Genomic DNA, 19,625 nt, shown 5'->3' with positions numbered 1-19,625 from the left:
TAAATGCAGATATTTTCTATTTTTCGGATAGACACTTATTGCAAATTGCGCTTCAAGTTCTCTAAATCATGATCAATTTCCCAACGCATAAATTTTTCTTCTAAGGCATCTGCCCCACTAGAAGTGCTATCACTAGCAGGAAAATTCCAACCCGTATTTTCTGTAACTTTAGTTTGAGTAGCACGCTCTGCTTGAGCTTGCTTGGCTTTGGCTCCTACCTCTTGACGACGAATATATATTTGACGTTGTAGTTCCTTGGCTTTATCAATTCGCTCTTTAAGTCCTTGCATTTTTCCCCAAAGTTGATTACCTTGACGCAACAAGGCTGCTTCTCTTTCTTGGGCCGAAGAGGCTAAATCAAGTCTTCCTGCTGTCTTTGCCTTATTAACTCGTTCATGCCAGCGTTGGATTTCTTGGGCTGTAGAGAGAATTTCCTCTTGCACCCGCTTTTCTTGCGCTTGTGAGTCTACAATTAGCCGCAGAGTATCTTCCTCTTGCTGCCGTAACTGTTCTTCTAGCGCCTGCAATTCTAAATGGGGATTATTGCGTAAAAATTCCTCTAATCTACTTTCTAAAAAACGGTTGATATCATCAAATAACCCCACAGCAGGGACTCCTTAAGTCAGTATTATTGGTCATTGGTCATTGTTAATTATTCAAAACTTTTGCCCAACGTAAACAGATTTTACTTCTCCATTACGCTTGAAAATTGCTTCCTGCTCGGCAACAGCAACTAAGGTCCAATTACTGTCGCCAATAGTTTGACCTTGATAAATTCTTTGAGTGACACCTTTAATTTGAATTAAGGCAGCAGGGCGCTTTGTGCGCTCTACTAATCCAACTAAGGTAAATTTATTTCCTGCTGTTGTGGGTATCCAGCTTTTTGATGGTGATCTATTTGTTGGTGGTGGGGCTACTGCTGGAGGAGATCCCGCTACTCGTGGTAGTGGGGGAGGCTGTTTAATAGATCCAGTAGCTGTCCGTGCTTGTGGGGAGGATGGGCTGACGGTGGGTGAAGGTGTTAGGAGAGTTGATGTTTGTGGTGGATAGACAGGAATGTATACTTTTTCGATTACTTTTGTGGTTCTGCTAGGAACTGTAGCGACATTAGCGTTAGCAGGTATTGGGGATTGGTTAGAATTTGGCTGGGTAGCTGTTGATTGTTGTTTGCTTGCTTGAGCTTTGCGATCAATTGTTAAGAGCGATCGCTGCATATATTCTATAAACTTAGCATCTGACTGTGATATTTGAGGCTGAGTACTTGGAGCATTACTATATTGCTGCCCGAATTGCAAGTTTAACTTTTTCTGGCTAACTAACCATAAAACTGCAAATGCTAACAAAGAGGCAAAGCTTAAACTTAATAGGATTTTCTCAAACCAATTACCGTACCTCGCATTCTTAGGGTCGCGGGTATTTTTTTCCTCAGTATTTGACTTTTTAGTTAGAGATTGAGGTGCAGCACTAGATGTATTTCCCTGTTCCTGTGTTAGCTGTGTTTTTGGCTGTTCATCAGGTGTCACAGTCGCTTCTGGCGGTGACATTTCAGGCATTTTTAGAGGCTGCAAAGAAACATACTCTGGTTGTGCTGTCTCCGTAGAAAACTTACTGCCACCATCCAGAATCCGGTCAATTTCTGAAAACAACTCATCCATTAATTGATCTGCATGATCCTCAACGGACGAGCGTTCTAGAGGAATTTTATCGGAATAAGGATCTTCAGTTTGCTTGTTGGTTTGGACATCCTGAGACATAGGTTGCTCACTAATCGGCTATAGAATTAAGAATACCTTTTAAAACAAATTAGTATTAGCTACAGCCAATACTAATTCTTAATTGCCTAATTACTCCCTTCCCGTCTAAAGAATACCTATTTTTATAACCGCCAAGACGCAAAGAACGCCAAGGAAGAAGAAGAATACGAGTAGTAATCTTTTAGTGGGAAGGGAGTAATTGTTAAATTAAGCCAACACTCCTGAAACTTCCGATGACTTTTGGCGATAGCGCAGTTCTAAATACACCAGTAAAGCATTGATGTCGGCTGGGTTAACACCGCCAATTCTAGCAGCTTGACCTACGGTTAGTGGCTTAACTTTAGCCAGTTTTTCACGGGCTTCTTTAGATAGGGTATCAATACTGGCGTAATCTAGGTCTGGTGGCAGTTGTCGGTTAGTTTGGCGGCTAACTAGGTCAATCTGGTTTTGCTGCCGTTGCAGATATCCAGAATATTTGATTTCTATTTCCGCGCCTTCTTTTTCCACAGAGTTAAGGGCGGGATTCCCTAGTCCATGACGTTCTAGGTCAATGTAATGCACACCTGGGCGACGTAGCAATTCAGCTAGTGTAATTGATCCTTTGATCACTTGATTGGTATCAGATGCGATCGCAATTCCTATTTCCTCATGTTCCTTAATTCGTCTCGTGTGCAGCCGTTCTTTTTCTGCAACAATATTTTCTTGCTTACTGCTAAACAATTCCCAGCGACGGTCATCAATTAACCCTATTTCCCGACCTACAGGCGTTAAACGTTGATCCGCATTATCAGAACGCAATAATAACCGATACTCAGAACGGCTAGTTAACATCCGATAAGGTTCCCGTAAATCTTTAGTACACAAGTCATCAACCAATGTACCAAGATAACTTTGCTCGCGTGGGAAAATAACCATTTCTTGACCACGTGCAAACCTAGCAGCATTAATACCCGCTACCAGTCCTTGTGCTGCTGCTTCTTCATATCCGGTTGTACCGTTAATTTGTCCAGCACAGAATAAACCCTCAACTTTCTTAGTCATCAGCGTGGGATAACACTGAGTTGCGGGTAAATAATCATATTCAACCGCATAAGCTGGACGTAACATCTCGCACTTTTCTAAACCAGGGAGACTACGCAGCATTTGCAGTTGTAAATTTTCTGGTAGTCCTGTCGAAAAACCTTGGATATAAAGTTCTGGAATATCGCGCCCTTCCGGTTCGATAAAAATTTGGTGGCTTTCCTTATCTGCAAAGCGCACAATTTTATCTTCAATACTGGGGCAATAACGCGGTCCTTTCGCGTCCACCCAACCGCCATAAACTGGGGACAGATGCAAATTTTCCCTAATTAAGCGATGAGTTTCCGCAGTTGTACGGGTGAGATAACAAGGTAATTGTTCCCGTTCTACCCAAACTTCAGGGTCAAAACTAAACCATTTTACCTGTTCATCCCCTGGTTGCGGTTCCATTTGACTATAATCTACAGACCGCTTATCTACCCGCGCTGGAGTTCCGGTTTTCAGTCTTCCGGTTTCAAAACCTAATTTATTCAGGGTTTCCGTTAACCCTACCGCAGCAAACTCCCCTGCGCGTCCTGCTGCCATTGATTTATTACCAACCCAGATACGCCCACCCAAGAAAGTACCAGTAGTTAAGATTACCGCCTTGCACTGAAACGCGACACCGAAATAAGTTTGCACGCCAATCACTTCATCATTAGCGCCCAAAATTAAATCTGTCACCATGCTTTCGCGGATTGTCAAGTTCTCCTGATTTTCGACAATTCCCTTCATTACCGCCGCATATTCGCGTTTATCCGTCTGCGCCCGTAACGCCCAAACTGCTGGCCCCCGTGAGGAGTTTAGCACTCGTTTCTGGAGGTAAGTGCGATCGCTCACTTTCCCGATTTCCCCTCCCAGTGCATCAACTTCATGGGTTAACTGGGACTTAGCAGGGCCACCAACTGCCGGATTACAAGGTTGCCAAGCAATTTTATCTAAATTCAGGGTAAGGAGCAGAGTACGGCAGCCAAGCCGTGCTATAGCTAGTGCTGCTTCACAACCAGCGTGTCCAGCACCAACTACAACAACATCAAATGCGTCTATAAATTCTACGGGCGTTTGCAGGGTCATATTCAACGTATGAGTAACAAGGACTCATCATTAATCCTAGCGGTTAAAATAGCGATTAGCTTTAATAAACACCTGCAATTGGGCAGAAGTATTAAATATGACTAAAGTAGACTCAATTGATGCTCAAAATCACTGGGCAGAAATCCAAACCCCGTGTTGGTGCAAATCGGGAAAGAGTAGTTATTGAACAAGAACGTCAAGCGGTAGCAGCCATTATTAGTTATGAGGAATTAAAGCAGTTTGAAACTTAGAAAATGAAGAATCTCATGATTGACTTGCTAAAATTAGTAATAATAAACGTAGTACCGCTTTAAAAGCCATGCGGATATTAGTAGAAAATTAACAATTAAAAACATGGTGCTTATTAAAATTAGAGGAAATAATAATGACAACTACAATAATTCAAAATATAGCTGCTACGTTACCAGTTTTTACTAACACAGAAAAAAAGAGCAGTTTTTATTTATTTTAGGAGCTTTGACTTTAAGACTGATTAGTTTGAAAAAAGCTGCTGAAGTGATGAATATAGACTCTGAAGAGTTATTGCAAATTTTAGATTTATTGGGAATTGATTTTTCTTATCTTGATGAAGAAGATATAGAAAGAGAAAGGGATTGGCAATAATCTTGAAGATAGTTATAAATTCCTCACCGATTATTTTTTTAGTTCGTTTACAGTTTTTAGAATTATTTATAGAATCAAACGATGAATTTTACTTGCCACAATCTGTTTTAAATGAAATTCAAGCCAAAAGCGATGAAATTAATTCTGTGCTTGCCCTTTTAATTACATCTAAAAAGCTAATTGTCAAATCCACTAATTTAAGTTCTTTGTGTAATCACCTTAATCTCAGCTTAGGGTTGGGTGAATCAGAAACAATTGCTTTAGCTACAGAATTACAAGCTGATTTTGTAATTTTGGATGATTTAGCAGCACGGAAAGCAGCTATTAATTTTGGGCTAAATGTTAAAGGAACTTTAGCAATTATTAAAAAGTTAACGCAAGCGGGTAAAATTGAGATAAACGATTCAAATGAATTTTATCAGAAATTATTAAAGATTAATTTTAGAATTTCTCGTTCTATATTTGATACTATCTTCTCAAACTCATAAGGAGATTCTTCATTTTTTGTTAATTCATCAACAGTATCAAGATCAGCTTGAAGAGCATCTTTAATATTGTCTAAAGCTTCTGCTTCAGTTCACCCTGCGACCAACAACCAGGTAAAGCAGGACACCAAACAGCATATCCTTCTTCACTTGGCTTTAACTTGATCTTGTATTGCATGGCTTGATTCTAATTGAGGTTATTTTCACGTTTGCGATCTTCGCGTTTACCTTTGCGATCTTTGCGTTAAAAACAAAATTATACTTTTCACCAACAACCCTTACTTAAGTTAAGTAATATCTTCCTGTGAAACACACAAATCTTGAGGCAGATTTGGTGTACTCCGTTGCAAAAACTCCGCTTCTTCCTGAGTTAATTTCTGCCTTTCAGGTGGAATTTCCCACTGTCCGCGACATAAACTATAAAGGTCATTACCTGTTATTTCTGAATTATCAGTAGAATCTGCAATTAACTCTTGTTTAGAAATTAGCGCAGTAGCGATCGCATCCAGTGTATAAGGTGCTGGTTCTGATGGTCTAATTGCGGGATAAATATTCTCTTCGAGTCGCTTAATTGTCTGATCAGATCCTACGCCTGATTCCCGTGCAAACTTCCGGCGACTCCAGCGTTTGACAGCACGAGTTTTCAAAATGAGGTAAGCCAACGCTCTTAAACCCTCATCCGTGTAGATTCTTTTTACAGCCTTTCCTGTCGCAGCTTTCATCCTTCCTCAGTTGTGTCTTCATCCGCTTCCCCAACTACATGAGAATTAGTTGTTGTCTCATCTGCTTGATCGATTAACGATTCTAGATAGTCCCTAGAAATGCGTTTACCTGTTAATTCAGAAAGAGCTACGCTCAATTTTCGCATATTGCCTGAACTTGGCTCATGGTCGGCTGAAAGTATCGTATATACAGTAGACTTGGCAATTCCTGAGAGTTTAGCGAATTGTAAAGCACTCATTTCATGCTCAGTCAAAATTTCATTAACAAACCGAGCCAAGTTGAGTAACTTTTGGCGCTTTTGCTCACGCTGTATGAAAGTTGTCGGTAATCTAGGCATTGTCTAATATCACTGCCAAACTAACACCAATTTATCACGTTGAAATCTTCCAATACTTCGGAAAGTATGTATAATGGAGTTATGACAAGATTTCGGAAATCGGAATAATAGCAGGTAGGTTCTCTTCATTGCTATAGCCCAGGAGTAACAACAATGGCGAAAAAATTAACCGCATTTATCGACCCCAGAACATTAAAACCCACCTTGAGCGATATTTCTCAAGCCGTCAAAAAGCCAGCAGAAAAGCTTTCTACTCCTACAGATAAGCAATGGAAATGGGCAACGATATTTTATGCCGTCATTGAAGGGGAAGGCGCTATCTTTGGCAGCTACCGCAGGCTAAGTGTATGGGTTGAGGCAGTTATCAACCTGCTGAATAGTTGTAACGACTGGCAAACCTTAGAAGAAATCATTGCCTCGACAGAAGCCGAATTAGAACACTACCGTTACCGTGACGAGCATAAACAGCAATTACAGGAAGTCTTGACGTTAGCTGCTACCCGTCTACAAGAACTGAAACAAAAAGCTGCTGGATTAATTAAAGCGTGGAATTGGGCGCGGGGCTGGGAAGCAATTCTAAGGGCGTGTGGGAATGAGGAAAGCTTGAATATTGCTGTACAACTTTATAAGGCGCAAAGACAGCAGTTTTCAGATTATCCCGATGCGATCGCAAACGTAATACACTCAGGCAAACAACATCGGCAACATCTGCGTAGCAGCATCAATAGCCTAATTTAAAGAATTTTGATATAAAAAACTAATTAACTTTAATCAGCTAGTAGCATAATTCGGAAAAGTACATCTGGAAACAAAACCTGAGTGAAGTATTTTTTTCTAGCAGAAGGATGGGCAGTCGGGCGCGTTTGGGAATTTGGTGGCTTGTGGAATGAAACTGCTTGGCGACGCAAACCGGAAATTGAACGCCTAAACATTTGTTTTGTAGAGCAAAACGAGAAATTATGGCTTTACCAAGTAGAAGAAGAAATAATCATGGTAGAAGTAAATCCGACAGAGCAAAATAGCTCCGCCACTAGCACTATTGGTCAAGTTGTTCTTAAACGCTTAATTAGCGCCGAACAAGTTATTGAACTATTAGCGACAGCAGAAACATTTAATCCTCACTTTGTTAAGGAATAAAAACTTATGTTAAGAATATTGTGGAAAACTATCCGATAGTAGTTGCGAAAAACCGCAAACCTGCTTGCAATCGACTCTAACAATAGTTACACTTCTTTAAATAATCTTCATTTTCATGGACACCCCGTCCAATTGACCACGCTGCCTTGTTTAGAACTTATGAGCAAAGTGCAGATGGACAATGGTAAACTCAAGCCCATAAAAAAAGAAACGTCGAAGTAGACACTTTATTCTTAGGAGGAGCGTAGTCAATGGGACTACCCTGGTATCGAGTACACACAGTTGTTCTGAATGACCCAGGGCGGCTGATTGCTGTACACCTGATGCACACTGCCCTAGTGGCAGGGTGGGCTGGATCAATGGCCCTGTACGAGTTAGCTATATTTGACCCTAGCGATCCCGTTTTGAACCCCATGTGGCGACAAGGGATGTTTGTACTGCCCTTTATGTCACGTTTGGGTGTCACCCAGTCTTGGGGCGGTTGGAGCGTCACAGGTGAAGCCGCAAGCGATGTAGGATTCTGGTCGTTTGAAGGTGTTGCTGCTGCACATATTGTGCTTTCTGGTTTATTATTCCTAGCTGCCTGCTGGCACTGGGTTTACTGGGATTTAGAACTTTTTAGAGATCCTAGAACTGGCGAACCAGCTTTGGACTTACCAAAAATGTTTGGTATCCACCTGTTTTTGTCTGGTCTTCTCTGCTTTGGTTTCGGTGCTTTTCACCTCACAGGGTTGTTTGGCCCTGGAATGTGGGTTTCCGACCCTTACGGTTTAACCGGAAGCGTCCAACCTGTAGCACCAGAGTGGGGGCCTGCTGGGTTTAATCCGTTTAACCCAGGAGGCATTGTAGCCCACCATATTGCTGCTGGTGTAGTTGGTATCATTGCTGGCTTATTCCACCTCACTGTTCGTCCACCGGAACGCCTCTACAAAGCTTTACGGATGGGTAATATTGAAACGGTGCTTTCCAGCAGTATCGCTGCTGTATTCTTTGCAGCATTTGTAGTAGCAGGTACGATGTGGTACGGCAGTGCTGCCACTCCCATCGAACTCTATGGCCCTACCCGTTATCAGTGGGACGCTGGTTATTTCCAACAAGAAATTGACCGCCGTGTTCAAGCCAGTGTAGATGAAGGTAATAGCCTTACAAGCGCCTGGTCAGAAATTCCTGATAAGTTGGCATTCTATGATTACGTCGGTAACAGCCCCGCGAAAGGTGGTTTGTTCCGTACTGGTCAAATGAACAAGGGCGATGGCATTGCTCAATCTTGGTTGGGTCATCCTGTGTTCAAAGATGGTGAAGGTCGGACATTAACAGTACGTCGTCTGCCTAACTTCTTTGAAACCTTCCCAGTGATTTTGACTGATGAAGATGGTGTTCTGCGTGCAGATATTCCGTTCCGTCGGGCAGAGTCGAAATACAACTTTGAACAAGCTGGTATAACAGCAAGTTTCTATGGTGGCGCTTTGGACGGTCAAACCTTTAACGACCCCGCCACCGTAAAACAGTATGCTCGTAAAGCTCAACTTGGTGAAGTTTTTGACTTTGATCGTGAAACCTTAAATTCCGACGGTGTATTCCGCACCAGTCCGCGTGGATGGTTCACATTTGGTCATGCTGTATTTGCGCTGCTGTTCTTCTTTGGTCACCTGTGGCATGGCTCTCGGACTTTGTTCCGAGATGTGTTTGCTGGGGTTGAAGCAGACTTGGAAGAACAAGTCGAGTGGGGTCTGTTCCAGAAAGTGGGCGACAAGTCTACTCGCGCCAAAAACAAAGAAGCTGTCTAAATCTTTGTAGCAAAATGTTAAGAATGGTCTAAAAAACTGATAAAAAACATCATGTTTTGGCTGTTAATTAGACCGTTCTTTTCTTTTGCCTGATAGACTAAGTACAGGCTAACAAGTCTTATTTTTAGCTCAATGAGCAGGAAAATCTAACATGGAAGCGGTTGTTTACATTTTGGTTTTAACTTTGGCGATATCTACGCTTTTCTTTGCTATAGCCTTTCGGGAACCACCCCGAATCGAGAAGAAATAGCTGAATGCCCGAAAAATCGTCACAGCTTTACAAATATTTGAATTTACTGAGCCATCAGGTCAAGGCACTTCATCACAAGAAGTTAGCTGGAACCCTACTGGCTCAGTTTTCCCATTTTTAAAATTGTGAACTTTAATTAAGGCAATTGTTCAAGGGGTAAGTAGTAGAACCTCTGTGGAATATGGGGTCAAACTTCCGTAGGGACGCTGATCATCCCCCATAGCCTAAGCTAATTTGCTTGGAAACATACTTCAAATCCCGCAATAACCAACCAGATGCAATTTTTGATGACGATTAGCTTATCTACTACATACCCTCATCGAGTTAACGCCCTAAGTTCACCCTACAACAGAGGAATGAGCGATCATGCAATGTCCCTATTGTGAGTACACTGATAGTCGTGTTCTTGAGTCTCGTTCAACAGAAGCAGGACAAAGTATCCGGCGACGACGTGAGTGTTTAGGGTGTAAACATCGTTTTACCACTTATGAACGGATAGAATTTGTTCCGGTTACAGTGATAAAACGAGATGGTCAGCGCGAGTCTTTTGATCGATCAAAGTTACTGCGTGGGATGGTGCGTGCTTGCGAAAAAACAGGTATTCACCAAAGCTGTCTGGAAGCATTAGTTGATGAAATTGAAGCTGAAGTACAACAGCAAACTGTACGAGAAGTTAGTAGTAATGAAATTGGTGAGTTAGTTCTAAAGAACTTGCGATCGTTGAGTGAAGTGGCGTATGTGCGTTTTGCTTCTGTATATCGTCACTTTCAAGGTATCAGAGATTTTGTAGATACTTTAAATCATCTTCAAAATCCGATTGAGCTTCCTGACAAGAAATCAATTAAAAATGCTTCCACCAGTTTAGATCATTCCCAATCAGATTCTAGTGATATGGAATCTGAGCCTTCGTTCATAACTCATTCTTAATCGAATTTAACCTGAATAGTTTGTAAATAAATTTGGAGTTTGAATAACCCAATAGGTTATAATAACCTTTCTGGACTGTCAAATTCCCGATCTAATCACCTAAAATAGGTTTCGATAGAGCAATGTAGGTGTAGGCTGCACACTGTAAAACGTGCGTGTACATCGACTGGAGGCACAGTAGCTACGGAGAAAATAACTAGGAATACAAACGCACATGGTCAGTCAGAAAACAACCGCTACAGATATTGGCTTTACTCACGACGATTTCGCCGCTTTACTCGATAAATATGATTACCACTTTAGTCCTGGTGATGTCGTCGCCGGTACCGTATTCAGTCTGGAGCCTAGGGGCGCTCTGATTGACATTGGTGCTAAAACTGCTGCATACATTCCCATTCAGGAGATGTCCATCAACCGAGTTGATGCTCCTGAAGAAGTTCTACAGTCTAATGAGACACGGGAATTTTTCATTCTGACGGACGAGAATGAAGATGGACAGCTAACTCTTTCTATTCGCCGCATCGAATATATGCGGGCTTGGGAGCGGGTGCGTCAATTGCAAGCAGAAGACGCGACTGTACGCTCTTTGGTATTTGCGACCAATCGTGGTGGGGCGCTGGTGCGGATTGAGGGATTGCGTGGTTTTATTCCTGGCTCTCACATCAGTACTCGTAAACCTAAAGAAGATTTGGTGGGCGAGGAACTGCCACTGAAGTTTTTAGAGGTAGATGAAGACCGTAACCGTTTGGTTCTCAGCCATCGCAGAGCTTTGGTTGAGCGTAAGATGAATCGCCTCGAAGTTGGTGAAGTGGTGATTGGGTCGGTTCGCGGTATTAAGCCTTATGGTGCTTTCATTGACATTGGCGGTGTGAGTGGATTGCTGCACATTTCTGAAATTTCCCACGATCATATTGACACTCCTCACAGTGTCTTTAATGTCAATGATGAAGTTAAGGTGATGATCATTGACTTAGATGCTGAACGTGGTCGGATTTCATTGTCTACTAAGCAGCTTGAACCAGAGCCTGGTGACATGATCAAGAATCGCGATCGCGTTTATGATATGGCAGAAGAAATGGCTGCTAAGTACAGGGAGCAAATGCTTGCTAAACAGCAAGGGCTAACTGTTGAAGGATCTGAAGCTGTAGCAACGGAAGGGATTGAAGAAGACGTTCCTTCTGCGGTTGAAGAAGATATCCCCTCTGCGGTTGAAGAAGACGTTCCTTCTGCGGTTGAAGAAGATATCCCCTCTGCGGTTGAAGAAGACGTTCCTTCTGCGGTTGAAGAAGATATCCCCTCTGCGGTTGAAGAAGACGTTCCTTCTGCGGTTGAAGAAGATATCCCCTCTGCGGTTGAAGAGGATATTCCCGTAGCGATTGAAGCAGAATAGCGTTAGCTTTTAAAGCATAAAAAAGAGGGATATTCCCTCTTTTTTTATGTCTATTTTATTGAGAAGGAGTTAAAACAATTGGTAACAATTCGCTGTCGCGAAGTTATTTTCCCCAATATCCAGGCGGTAATTTTTGATAAAGACGGTACGCTGGAAGATTCGCAAGAGTTTTTGAGAAACTTGGGGCAAAAACGCGCTCGACTGATCGATGCTCAAGTTCCAGGTATTGGTGAGCCATTGTTGATGGCGTATGGTATTGATGGCAATAAGCTCGACCCCACTGGGTTGTTATCTGTGGGTAGCCGTTTTGAAACTGAAATTGCTTCTGCTGCCTATATTGCGGAAACTGGGAGAGGATGGATAGAGTCAAGAGCGATCGCACATCGTGCTTTTGATGAAGCTGACCAATTTTTAAAATCTGCCCCTGCTTCTCCCTTATTTGCTGGCAGTTTGGAAGTGTTGCAATTTCTATACAAAGCGGGCTTAAAATTAGGCATTCTCTCAGCAGCTAGAACTCAGTCTGTCCAAGCTTTTGTCGATCGCCATCAGCTAAATGATTATATTCAATTAATCATGGGAGTCGATCAAGGTGTAACTAAACCTGATCCAGCTTTATTTTTGCAAGCTTGTGAAAGACTTGGGGTAGAACCTCGCGCTACGCTGATGGTGGGTGACTCTGCTGGAGATATTGAGATGGCGCGTAATGGTGGCGCTGCTGGTTGTATCGGTATTTGTTGGGGGAAACCTGCGGCGGCACACTTGGAATCTGCGGATGTGGCGATCGCACAGTTAGACGAAATCCAAATTTTGGACAATTAATCTGCTTTCCCTGTAGCTACTAGCAAAGTCATCTCAATCACAATAATTTGCTACTTTTGTCAGACGAGTTTTACGAACAAATAAATTAATTTAAAATTAAACGTAAAAGCGATATTTTACCTCGCCCCAACCCCTCTCCGCGAATTCGGGCAGGGGCTATTTAATAAATAATAAATAAATAAAAGACCGAACATTTTGTTCGGTCTCTATTAGTATCAATCACTTCAGTTAAGATGTTTTATTGCTGAAAACAAGTGTTATCTCAAATGATTGAAATTAACGTATATTAACTGCTGCACCAACTTGGACACCAAAAGCTTGGCGATTGCTATTTTCAAAAGCGTTGATTCCTAAATCAGCATTGCCGTAGAGGACAATATCATTACTAAGTCTCCGTTCAGCACCCAAGGTTACTACTGGAGCATTTTTATCGCCTAATGCAGTAGAGGTGGCTCCATCTTTTTGTACAAAGTTATATCCAGCACCAAAGAATACGTTGGTGTCTTTAGCTACACCAAGATCATAAGTAAATCTGGGCGAGATTGCACTGGTTTGGTCATTGTAGAGTACCTGACCACGTACTGAAACTGGAGCATTAGGAACATCGAAACGACCTGAAATATTGCCGCCTACTTTAGAATCTTGTCCTTCAGGATTAGTAATACCTGTTCCCACGCCAGCGCCGATGTAGTTTTCGTTCAGTCCTTTATCAGTTTGAACTGTTTGGGCAGAAGCACCGTTACCAGACATTAAAATAGGAGCAATTGCGAGAGCGGAGAGAAGAGAAATTTTAAGAGCAGATTTCAAAGAGAGTTTCATAGTTACTTCCGTCAATTGGTTGTGTGTTGTTTTGCTTTGTTACTTTCTTAGTCGTTAGTAGTTATTGGAAAGTTCCAGAAAATTTGAAGATTTAAAATGGTTTTTTTGCCCAGCCTTTTTTATAAGGTAATAAGATTAAGTCGTTTAATTGGATAAAAATGTTCCCGTAATTCTAGGTTTGAATAAACAGCTATAAGATACTTGAATGCAGACGTACCAGAGTGAAGAGCGTAACTCCACCTGATAATAGTGATCAGAATGACTAGGATTTAAGATTTTTTTGGAATTTTTCTTTGAAAATAACCGGATCAATCTGTATTAGTAGCTGTAATAGTAAGAATTTGCTTTTAATGTAGAGTAATCTTAAAAAAGATTAAACCAAAAGCCCACCCCGCAACAAAGTTCCCGTTATGCACTACGCCTATAATGCGTGACTACACTGAAGGGGGCAAGATTAGGTGTTCGGCAATCAGTAAACCTTGTTTTCGGTTTTAATTCAACAGCACGCTTAAGATCGAGATTAGAAACACTTTTCGACTTTGGGCATGAAACGCATAGTATTGATTGCTGGGTTTGAATCATTTAATGCTGACTTGTACCGAAAAGCGGCTCTATTGGCTCAAGCTAGATGCCCAGAGTTGGATATTCGGGTGTTTAGCGATCGCTCTATCACTACGGAACCTGATGCGGTAGAAGCGGCGCTATCGGGCGCTGATGTGTTTTTTGGCAGTCTAATATTTGATTATGACCAAGTACTGTGGTTGCGCGATCGCATCTCCACTATCCCCATCCGCCTTGTATTTGAATCAGCTTTAGAATTGATGAGTCTGACTGAGATAGGCGCGTTCAAAATTGGGGATAACCCCAAGGGGATGCCTAAACCAGTTAAGTTTATTCTGGATAAATTTAGCAATGGGCGAGAAGAAGACCGTCTGGCTGGTTATATTAGCTTTTTGAAGGTTGGACCAAAGTTATTAAAATTTGTGCCAGTGCAGAAGGTGCAAGACTTACGCAACTGGTTAATTATTTATGGTTATTGGAATGCTGGTGGATCAGATAATGTCGCTTCAATGTTCTGGACGCTGGCGGAAAAATACTTAGGGTTGAAGGTAGGAGATATTCCGCCACCCGTTGAAACGCCGAATATGGGTTTATTACATCCTGAGTATCCAGGTTATTTTGAATCCCCGCGTCAATATATAGACTGGTTGGCAACGGATGGGTTGTCTGTGGGGGGGAAGGATTTTGTAAGGGATTTAACGGATGGGTTGTTGGTGGGTGGGAAGGTTTTTGGGGGGAGTAAATCTGCGGCTAGGGAATTACCAGTTGTGGGGATTTTGCTTTATCGTAAGCACGTTGTTACGAAGCAACCTTATATTGCTCAATTGATTCGTTATTTTGAGGAAGCTGGATTAATTCCTTTACCGATATTTATTAATGGGGTTGAGGGTCATGTTGCTGTTAGAGATTGGATGACGACGGCTTATGAACAGCAGCAACGACAACAAGGGAAGATAGAAATACAATCTTTATCTGATGATGCCGTAAAGGTAGATGCGATCGTTTCTACAATTGGTTTTCCCTTAGTTGGTGGTCCTGCTGGTTCGATGGAAGCAGGGAGACAAGTGGAAGTAGCGAAGCGTATCCTTACGGCTAAGAATGTACCTTATATTGTTGCTGCGCCTCTGTTAATTCAGGATATCCATTCTTGGACGCGCCAAGGTGTAGGAGGGTTGCAAAGTGTTGTTTTATATGCTTTGCCGGAATTAGATGGGGCTATTGATACAGTTGCTTTGGGTGGTTTGGTGGGAGAAGATATTTATCTGATTCCTGAACGGGTTAAGCGTCTTACTGGTAGGTTGAAAAGTTGGATTAATTTACGACAAAAGCCGCCATCTGAAAGAAAAATTGCAGTTATTCTTTATGGTTTTCCGCCTGGTTATGGTGCGACGGGTACGGCAGCGTTATTAAATGTACCGCGATCGCTCTTGAAATTCCTACAAGCACTCAAAGATGAAGGTTACGATGTTGGCGAGTTACCGGAAGATGGGGAAGAATTAATTCGACGGGTAAAAGAAGCAGACGAGGCAACGAGCAATGTACGGGATGTAGCGGATGGGTTGTCTGTTGGGAATACGGTTAATGTGAGAAGGTTGGAGAAGTGGTTGGGGTATTTGCGATCGCACCGGATTGAGAAACAATGGAAATCTCTGACTGGTACAGGGATTAAAACTGTTGGAGATGAGTTTTTGGTTGGTGGTGTGCAACTTGGTAATGTTTGGATTGGGGTACAACCGCCTTTAGGAATTGCAGGTGATCCAATGCGGTTGATGTTTGAGAAAGATTTAACGCCTCATCCTCAATATGCTGCTTTTTATAAATGGTTGCAAAATGAGTTTCAAGCTGATGCGATAGTACATTTTGGGATGCACGGTACTGTTGAATGGTTGCCTGGATCTCCTTTGGGTAATACGGGTTATTCTTGGTCAGATATTCTGTTGGGTGATTTACCTAATCTATATATATATGCAGCGAATAATCCCTCGGAATCTATGCTGGCAAAGCGTCGAGGTTATGGGGTCATAATTTCCCATAATGTACCGCCTTATGGTCGTGCTGGTTTATATAAGGAATTAGTGGCGCTACGAGATTTAATCTCTGAATATCGGGAAGATACTCAGAAAAATTATGCACTGAAGGAAGCTATTTGTAAAAAGATTGTAGATATAGGATTAGATGCTGATTGTCCGTTTGAAGATGCTAAACGTTTAGGAATTGCCTTTACTCCTGAAAATGCGCGGATGTTTAGCGCAGATGTGTTTAATCGTTATTTGGTGAAGTTGTACGAGTATCTACAAGTTTTAGAAAGTCGTCTGTTTTCCTCTGGGTTGCATACTTTTGGAAAAGTACCAAATCAAGAGGAGTTAGCTAGTTATCTTCAAGCTTATTTTGGAGAAGAGGTGTCTGAGAATTTGTTAAGTGAAATTATTGAACCGCCAAGACGCAGAGAGCGCCAAGAAGAAGGCAATGAGAATTTGGAGGAGGGAAGAAGAATTTGTGAGTTGTTGATGCAAACTGGGGAGGAGTTAAGTAATCTTTTGAGGGGTTTGAATGGGGAGTATATTCCACCAGCGCCAGGTGGAGATTTGTTGCGCGATGGTATAGGGGTATTACCTACGGGTCGAAATATTCATGCTTTAGATCCTTATAGAATGCCTTCTCCTGCTGCTTATGAAAGGGGAAGGGAAATTGCTCAGAAAATTATTGCCCTACATCTCAAAGAACACGGTAATTATCCTGAAACAGTAGCAGTAATGTTATGGGGTTTGGATGCAATTAAAACTAAGGGGGAATCTCTTGGTATTTTGTTGGAATTAGTTGGTGCTGAACCTGTTAAAGAAGGAACAGGGAGAATTGTTCGCTATGAGTTAAAACCTTTAGCTGAGGTGGGACATCCGCGCATTGATGTTTTGGCGAATTTGTCAGGAATATTTAGGGATAGTTTTGTCAATATTATTGAATTATTAGATGATTTATTCCTACGCGCTGCTGAAGCTGAGGAACCGGAAGAGCAGAATTTTATTCGGAAACACGCTTTAGCTTTAAAGGCGAAAGGTGTAGAAAATAGTTCAGCAAGATTATTTTCTAATCCTAGTGGTGATTTTGGTTCTTTAGTTAATGACCGTGTGGTAGATAGTAATTGGGAGTCTGGTGAGGAGTTGGGGGATACTTGGCGCGATCGCAATGTTTTCAGTTACGGTAGAAAAGATAAAGGTCAAGCTAGACCAGAGATTTTAGATCAGCTTTTGAATAAGTGCGATCGCATTGTTCAAGAAATCGACTCTGTAGAATACGGCTTAACTGATATCCAAGAATATTACGCCAATACAGGCGGCTTGAAAAAAGCTGCTGAAAAGAAACAAGGTAAAAAAGTTAAGGCGAGTTTTGTAGAAAGTTTTTCTAAAGATACAACACCTCGTAATTTAGAAGACTTGCTGCGGATGGAATATCGGACAAAATTGCTTAACCCGAAATGGGCAGATGCAATGGCAAATCAAGGTTCAGGTGGTGCTTATGAAATATCCCAACGGATGACAGCATTAATAGGTTGGGGAGGTACTGCTGATTTTACTGATGATTGGGTTTACGATCAAGCTGCTGATACTTATGCCTTAGATGCAGAAATGGCGAAAAAATTACGAGAAGCTAACCCAGAAGCTTTTCGTAATATTGTTGGCAGAATGTTAGAAGCAAATGGGCGGGGTTTTTGGCAACCTGAAGCAGATAAGTTAGATAAATTGCGTCAGTTATATGAGTTAGCAGATGAGGAACTGGAAGGCTTGACGGTTTAATCACTCAAGCAACATAATGATGCTAACGAGATTAATCATCGTAACTAACGAGTGGTAGCAATAAAAAAGTAGGAGTAATCAAAGATGGAACCCCAAGCTGTTATAGCATTTGGTTTCTTATTGTGTTTAGTTGGAGTAATCGCTGCCATCTCTGGCACTGGTGATTCATCTTATCATCACGAACTGAGTGGAGGTGGTTTTAGAATTAAAACTCGTCGAACAGGAATATTAATTTTAACAATGGGAGTTATTGTAATTACACTTGGTCTTGGGGCTGCACATTTTGGCGCTTGAGATAATATCTATTTTTAGACATAGCTGGCTTTTGCACTCTAATGCTGAAAATAAATGCTCTATACTGGCGATCGTACAAATAGCATAAGCTTGCTAAACTTCACCAGTTCTTTACCAAAATACAGTTGATATAAAATTATTCTTTAAATTATTTATGGACTGTTTTTTATAAAAATATACTTAGCAGACTAAAATTTTAATAATGACATAGCAAGTTACGCACAACCTTTTGATGTGGTTGATGCGAAATTTTGCTCGTCATTACAAGTGTGTTTTAATGTGAGATTTTTGTATTGCTCGTTTCTTTGTCTTACTCCCAAAGATACTAACCAAGACCATTTAAAGGCGGAGTATAGCGCACAGGATTTAAACGAGTAAGGGTGAAAGGCACACTAGCCTGATTTTTGCCCGAACTATGGGTACAAAGTATTTGACCTGTTACTTTATTACCATCATTGCTAAGAGTCCCATTGTATCTAGCAACGAATCCTCCTCCTTTGATTGTAAAACTCACTTTGCGCCCCGCTAGTTTAGGAGTTGCTGCTCCGTATGCCCCGCGTTGCCCTTGCGGACTTCCCCAGTAACGGAAAGTAGGTATAGTCATACTACTGCCCTTTTTACTTACGCTTAATTTTCTGGCAGCAACGTTGGGGTTAGCTTTGCATCCTTTACTGGAATTAGACCAATAAAAAACGCGGCTGCTTTCTTTCCAATTCCCCATCAAGTTAACACCACCAACTTTTGCTTGGGCAGGGAGTTGCTGAGTGGTAGCAGTACAGATTAAACAGCTAACTAAAGCAATAAGCCGAAATTTAGCACCCATATCAACAACCTCATAATGGCATGATTTAACAAGTCTTCTAACTCGAAGTTAGAGAAGTGAGTTTTTGCATCTTCCCCCAAATATTTAGACTACCACTGCGCTCGTGCGATCGCACTTGGTATTACACAGATTTTCGGGGAGACTCAATTCTCAATCCTTTGTTTTTTTAAGAAGACAAGGGTATTATATATTTTCAAAACAATATTCGTAAAGTTGCCAATGTCTGTTGCCTGAGCAATAATTTTGGTAGTTTTTCCAAGCTAGGGCAATTATGTCAATAATTGGTAACAATTTGACATATAACTTAATTGCTCTAAGAGTAGTCTCTCTAGGTGATTGATAAGTAATACTACGGATTAAAAATTTTTAATCAATAGAGGGCTAAAACAATCACCATACCAAGTTAAATAATAGAATTTGAGGGCAATTATGAAGAAAAATAAGCAACTAAGTATGATAGCGGCAGTAACTTTAGCTCTAGGCGCTAGTGCTATTTTAAAATTTCCTAGTTTTAGTGAAACTACTGCTCTAGCAGCCATTGCTGTTGATACTAGCAACAGCAACAATCAAGCAACTATCCCAAATGGAGGAAAATTCAATGTTCAAACAAAACTAGCTTCATTAGGCCCAGTACAATCAGACGATGACAGTTATCTAGCAGAAAGTGTAGGTAAGTGTGGAGCCCGACAAGCTAGTGGAGGGCAAAAAGGAGACAGAAGAACAATTAAATTTCCTGCAAGAACAGGAAATAAAACCATCCAAATTGCTTACGAGATGCTCAGAATTCCAGATAAACTACAAGTTATTCATAAAGGAAAGGTGATTTTAGATACAGGTTTTGTATCAGGTAGTAAAGTTAGATCGCTTTCTTTCAATCAAAGCCCAAAAGAACTAACAGTGATACTTAGAGGCAATCCCACACAGAGCGGCACTCGGTGGACATATATAGTAGGTTGCCCCAAATAAATTGC

General features: G+C 41.4%; 20 protein-coding genes and 1 pseudogene. 13 read left to right on the top strand and 8 right to left on the bottom strand.

The genetic code is table 11. From position 1 onward, the window contains the following. Positions 1–35 precede the first annotated feature (35 nt). From CRI9333_RS13825 to mnmG, 3 genes are all read right to left on the bottom strand, one after another. Positions 36–605 carry a TIGR04376 family protein gene (locus CRI9333_RS13825; RefSeq protein WP_015203780.1) on the bottom strand — a complete coding sequence of 190 codons (570 nt, stop codon included), beginning with the start codon at positions 603–605 and terminating at the stop codon, positions 36–38. A 51-nt stretch (positions 606–656) separates the two neighbouring features. Then, the gene (locus tag CRI9333_RS24980; protein WP_015203779.1) at positions 657–1,754 is read right to left on the bottom strand and encodes a hypothetical protein; all 1,098 of its coding nucleotides are present in this window, start codon (positions 1,752–1,754) and stop codon (positions 657–659) included. A 207-nt stretch (positions 1,755–1,961) separates the two neighbouring features. Next, the gene (gene mnmG, locus CRI9333_RS13815) at positions 1,962–3,887 is read right to left on the bottom strand and encodes a tRNA uridine-5-carboxymethylaminomethyl(34) synthesis enzyme MnmG (protein WP_015203778.1); all 1,926 of its coding nucleotides are present in this window, start codon (positions 3,885–3,887) and stop codon (positions 1,962–1,964) included. Positions 3,888–4,006: 119 nt separating this feature from the next. Between mnmG and CRI9333_RS28140 the strand changes: the two genes are divergently transcribed. The 3 genes from CRI9333_RS28140 (at position 4,007) to CRI9333_RS13805 (ending at position 4,999) form a co-directional block, all read left to right on the top strand. After that, positions 4,007–4,138, top strand: a complete 132-nt coding sequence (locus CRI9333_RS28140; RefSeq protein WP_015203777.1) for a hypothetical protein — start codon at positions 4,007–4,009, stop codon at positions 4,136–4,138. A gap of 226 nt (positions 4,139–4,364) precedes the next feature. Continuing rightward, complete coding sequence (locus CRI9333_RS27800; protein ID WP_232229332.1) at positions 4,365–4,511, top strand: hypothetical protein; 147 nt, start codon at positions 4,365–4,367, stop codon at positions 4,509–4,511. 2 nt (positions 4,512–4,513) lie between these two features. Beyond that, positions 4,514–4,999 (top strand): DUF3368 domain-containing protein, encoded by a 486-nt coding sequence (locus tag CRI9333_RS13805; protein ID WP_041226054.1) that lies wholly within the window; start codon positions 4,514–4,516, stop codon positions 4,997–4,999. 70 nt (positions 5,000–5,069) lie between these two features. On the opposite strand, the gene CRI9333_RS28580 is transcribed toward CRI9333_RS13805, so the two are convergent. The 3 genes from CRI9333_RS28580 to CRI9333_RS13795 all read right to left on the bottom strand — a co-directional run bounded on the left by CRI9333_RS28580 (position 5,070) and on the right by CRI9333_RS13795 (position 6,056). After that, positions 5,070–5,174, bottom strand: a complete 105-nt coding sequence (locus CRI9333_RS28580; RefSeq protein WP_390370014.1) for a type II toxin-antitoxin system HicB family antitoxin — start codon at positions 5,172–5,174, stop codon at positions 5,070–5,072. A 109-nt stretch (positions 5,175–5,283) separates the two neighbouring features. Beyond that, entirely contained in the window at positions 5,284–5,718 is a 435-nt protein-coding gene (locus CRI9333_RS13800) for a hypothetical protein (protein ID WP_015203775.1), read from the bottom strand. Then, positions 5,715–6,056, bottom strand: a complete 342-nt coding sequence (locus CRI9333_RS13795; RefSeq protein ID WP_015203774.1) for a helix-turn-helix domain-containing protein — start codon at positions 6,054–6,056, stop codon at positions 5,715–5,717. Before CRI9333_RS13795 ends, CRI9333_RS13800 begins: the two co-directional genes overlap by 4 nt. 153 nt (positions 6,057–6,209) lie before the next feature. On the opposite strand from CRI9333_RS13795, the gene CRI9333_RS13790 reads away from it, so the two are divergent. From CRI9333_RS13790 to CRI9333_RS13765, 7 genes and pseudogenes are all read left to right on the top strand, one after another. Then, complete coding sequence (locus CRI9333_RS13790) at positions 6,210–6,794, top strand: hypothetical protein (RefSeq protein WP_015203773.1); 585 nt, start codon at positions 6,210–6,212, stop codon at positions 6,792–6,794. 81 nt (positions 6,795–6,875) lie between these two features. Next, on the top strand, positions 6,876–7,193 hold the full coding sequence (locus CRI9333_RS13785) for a hypothetical protein (protein ID WP_015203772.1): 318 nt from the start codon (positions 6,876–6,878) through the stop codon (positions 7,191–7,193). A gap of 251 nt (positions 7,194–7,444) precedes the next feature. After that, positions 7,445–8,980: a photosystem II chlorophyll-binding protein CP47 gene (gene psbB, locus CRI9333_RS13780; protein WP_015203771.1), complete on the top strand. Its 1,536-nt coding sequence runs from the start codon at positions 7,445–7,447 to the stop codon at positions 8,978–8,980. A gap of 151 nt (positions 8,981–9,131) precedes the next feature. Beyond that, on the top strand, positions 9,132–9,230 hold the full coding sequence (locus CRI9333_RS25760; RefSeq protein ID WP_015203770.1) for a photosystem II reaction center protein T: 99 nt from the start codon (positions 9,132–9,134) through the stop codon (positions 9,228–9,230). A 366-nt stretch (positions 9,231–9,596) separates the two neighbouring features. Then, positions 9,597–10,041: pseudogene (gene nrdR, locus CRI9333_RS13775) on the top strand (transcriptional regulator NrdR); the annotation flags it as partial. A 330-nt stretch (positions 10,042–10,371) separates the two neighbouring features. After that, entirely contained in the window at positions 10,372–11,547 is a 1,176-nt protein-coding gene (locus tag CRI9333_RS13770; protein ID WP_015203768.1) for a 30S ribosomal protein S1, read from the top strand. 78 nt (positions 11,548–11,625) lie between these two features. Further along, positions 11,626–12,366 (top strand): HAD family hydrolase, encoded by a 741-nt coding sequence (locus tag CRI9333_RS13765; RefSeq protein WP_015203767.1) that lies wholly within the window; start codon positions 11,626–11,628, stop codon positions 12,364–12,366. Positions 12,367–12,642: 276 nt separating this feature from the next. Here the strand turns inward: CRI9333_RS13765 and CRI9333_RS13760 are convergent, their stop codons facing one another. Further along, positions 12,643–13,185, bottom strand: coding sequence for a hypothetical protein (locus CRI9333_RS13760; RefSeq protein WP_015203766.1), 543 nt, complete (start codon positions 13,183–13,185; stop codon positions 12,643–12,645). Between the two features lie 545 nt (positions 13,186–13,730). Between CRI9333_RS13760 and bchH the strand changes: the two genes are divergently transcribed. Together bchH and CRI9333_RS13750 are read left to right on the top strand one after the other, a co-directional pair. Continuing rightward, positions 13,731–17,537: a magnesium chelatase subunit H gene (bchH, locus tag CRI9333_RS13755; protein WP_015203765.1), complete on the top strand. Its 3,807-nt coding sequence runs from the start codon at positions 13,731–13,733 to the stop codon at positions 17,535–17,537. Between the two features lie 84 nt (positions 17,538–17,621). Continuing rightward, positions 17,622–17,831, top strand: coding sequence for a hypothetical protein (locus CRI9333_RS13750; protein ID WP_015203764.1), 210 nt, complete (start codon positions 17,622–17,624; stop codon positions 17,829–17,831). A gap of 325 nt (positions 17,832–18,156) precedes the next feature. Here CRI9333_RS13750 and CRI9333_RS13745 read toward each other — a convergent pair whose 3' ends face one another. Beyond that, entirely contained in the window at positions 18,157–18,654 is a 498-nt protein-coding gene (locus CRI9333_RS13745) for a hypothetical protein (protein WP_015203763.1), read from the bottom strand. 429 nt (positions 18,655–19,083) lie between these two features. Between CRI9333_RS13745 and CRI9333_RS13740 the strand changes: the two genes are divergently transcribed. Continuing rightward, positions 19,084–19,620 carry a hypothetical protein gene (locus tag CRI9333_RS13740; RefSeq protein ID WP_015203762.1) on the top strand — a complete coding sequence of 179 codons (537 nt, stop codon included), beginning with the start codon at positions 19,084–19,086 and terminating at the stop codon, positions 19,618–19,620. Positions 19,621–19,625 lie beyond the last annotated feature (5 nt).

The sequence above is a fragment of the Crinalium epipsammum PCC 9333 genome (assembly GCF_000317495.1).
In the GTDB taxonomy this organism is placed as follows: domain Bacteria; phylum Cyanobacteriota; class Cyanobacteriia; order Cyanobacteriales; family PCC-9333; genus Crinalium; species Crinalium epipsammum.
The sequence above is the reverse complement of the archived record's forward strand: the minus strand, read 5'-3'. Positions and strand labels throughout refer to the sequence as shown.

What these genes read in the sequence shown, in the direction of transcription:
- psbB (WP_015203771.1), top strand. Translation starts at nt 7,445, where the DNA reads ATGGGACTACCCTGGTATCGAGTACACACAGTTGTTCTGAATGACCCA.
- mnmG (WP_015203778.1), bottom strand. Translation starts at nt 3,887, where the DNA reads ATGACCCTGCAAACGCCCGTAGAATTTATAGACGCATTTGATGTTGTT.
- CRI9333_RS13800 (WP_015203775.1), bottom strand. Translation starts at nt 5,718, where the DNA reads ATGAAAGCTGCGACAGGAAAGGCTGTAAAAAGAATCTACACGGATGAG.
- CRI9333_RS13760 (WP_015203766.1), bottom strand. Translation starts at nt 13,185, where the DNA reads ATGAAACTCTCTTTGAAATCTGCTCTTAAAATTTCTCTTCTCTCCGCT.
- CRI9333_RS13770 (WP_015203768.1), top strand. Translation starts at nt 10,372, where the DNA reads ATGGTCAGTCAGAAAACAACCGCTACAGATATTGGCTTTACTCACGAC.
- CRI9333_RS25760 (WP_015203770.1), top strand. Translation starts at nt 9,132, where the DNA reads ATGGAAGCGGTTGTTTACATTTTGGTTTTAACTTTGGCGATATCTACG.
- CRI9333_RS28140 (WP_015203777.1), top strand. Translation starts at nt 4,007, where the DNA reads ATGCTCAAAATCACTGGGCAGAAATCCAAACCCCGTGTTGGTGCAAAT.
- CRI9333_RS28580 (WP_390370014.1), bottom strand. Translation starts at nt 5,174, where the DNA reads ATGCAATACAAGATCAAGTTAAAGCCAAGTGAAGAAGGATATGCTGTT.
- CRI9333_RS13745 (WP_015203763.1), bottom strand. Translation starts at nt 18,654, where the DNA reads ATGGGTGCTAAATTTCGGCTTATTGCTTTAGTTAGCTGTTTAATCTGT.
- CRI9333_RS24980 (WP_015203779.1), bottom strand. Translation starts at nt 1,754, where the DNA reads ATGTCTCAGGATGTCCAAACCAACAAGCAAACTGAAGATCCTTATTCC.
- CRI9333_RS13750 (WP_015203764.1), top strand. Translation starts at nt 17,622, where the DNA reads ATGGAACCCCAAGCTGTTATAGCATTTGGTTTCTTATTGTGTTTAGTT.
- CRI9333_RS13790 (WP_015203773.1), top strand. Translation starts at nt 6,210, where the DNA reads ATGGCGAAAAAATTAACCGCATTTATCGACCCCAGAACATTAAAACCC.
- CRI9333_RS13795 (WP_015203774.1), bottom strand. Translation starts at nt 6,056, where the DNA reads ATGCCTAGATTACCGACAACTTTCATACAGCGTGAGCAAAAGCGCCAA.
- bchH (WP_015203765.1), top strand. Translation starts at nt 13,731, where the DNA reads ATGAAACGCATAGTATTGATTGCTGGGTTTGAATCATTTAATGCTGAC.
- CRI9333_RS13740 (WP_015203762.1), top strand. Translation starts at nt 19,084, where the DNA reads ATGAAGAAAAATAAGCAACTAAGTATGATAGCGGCAGTAACTTTAGCT.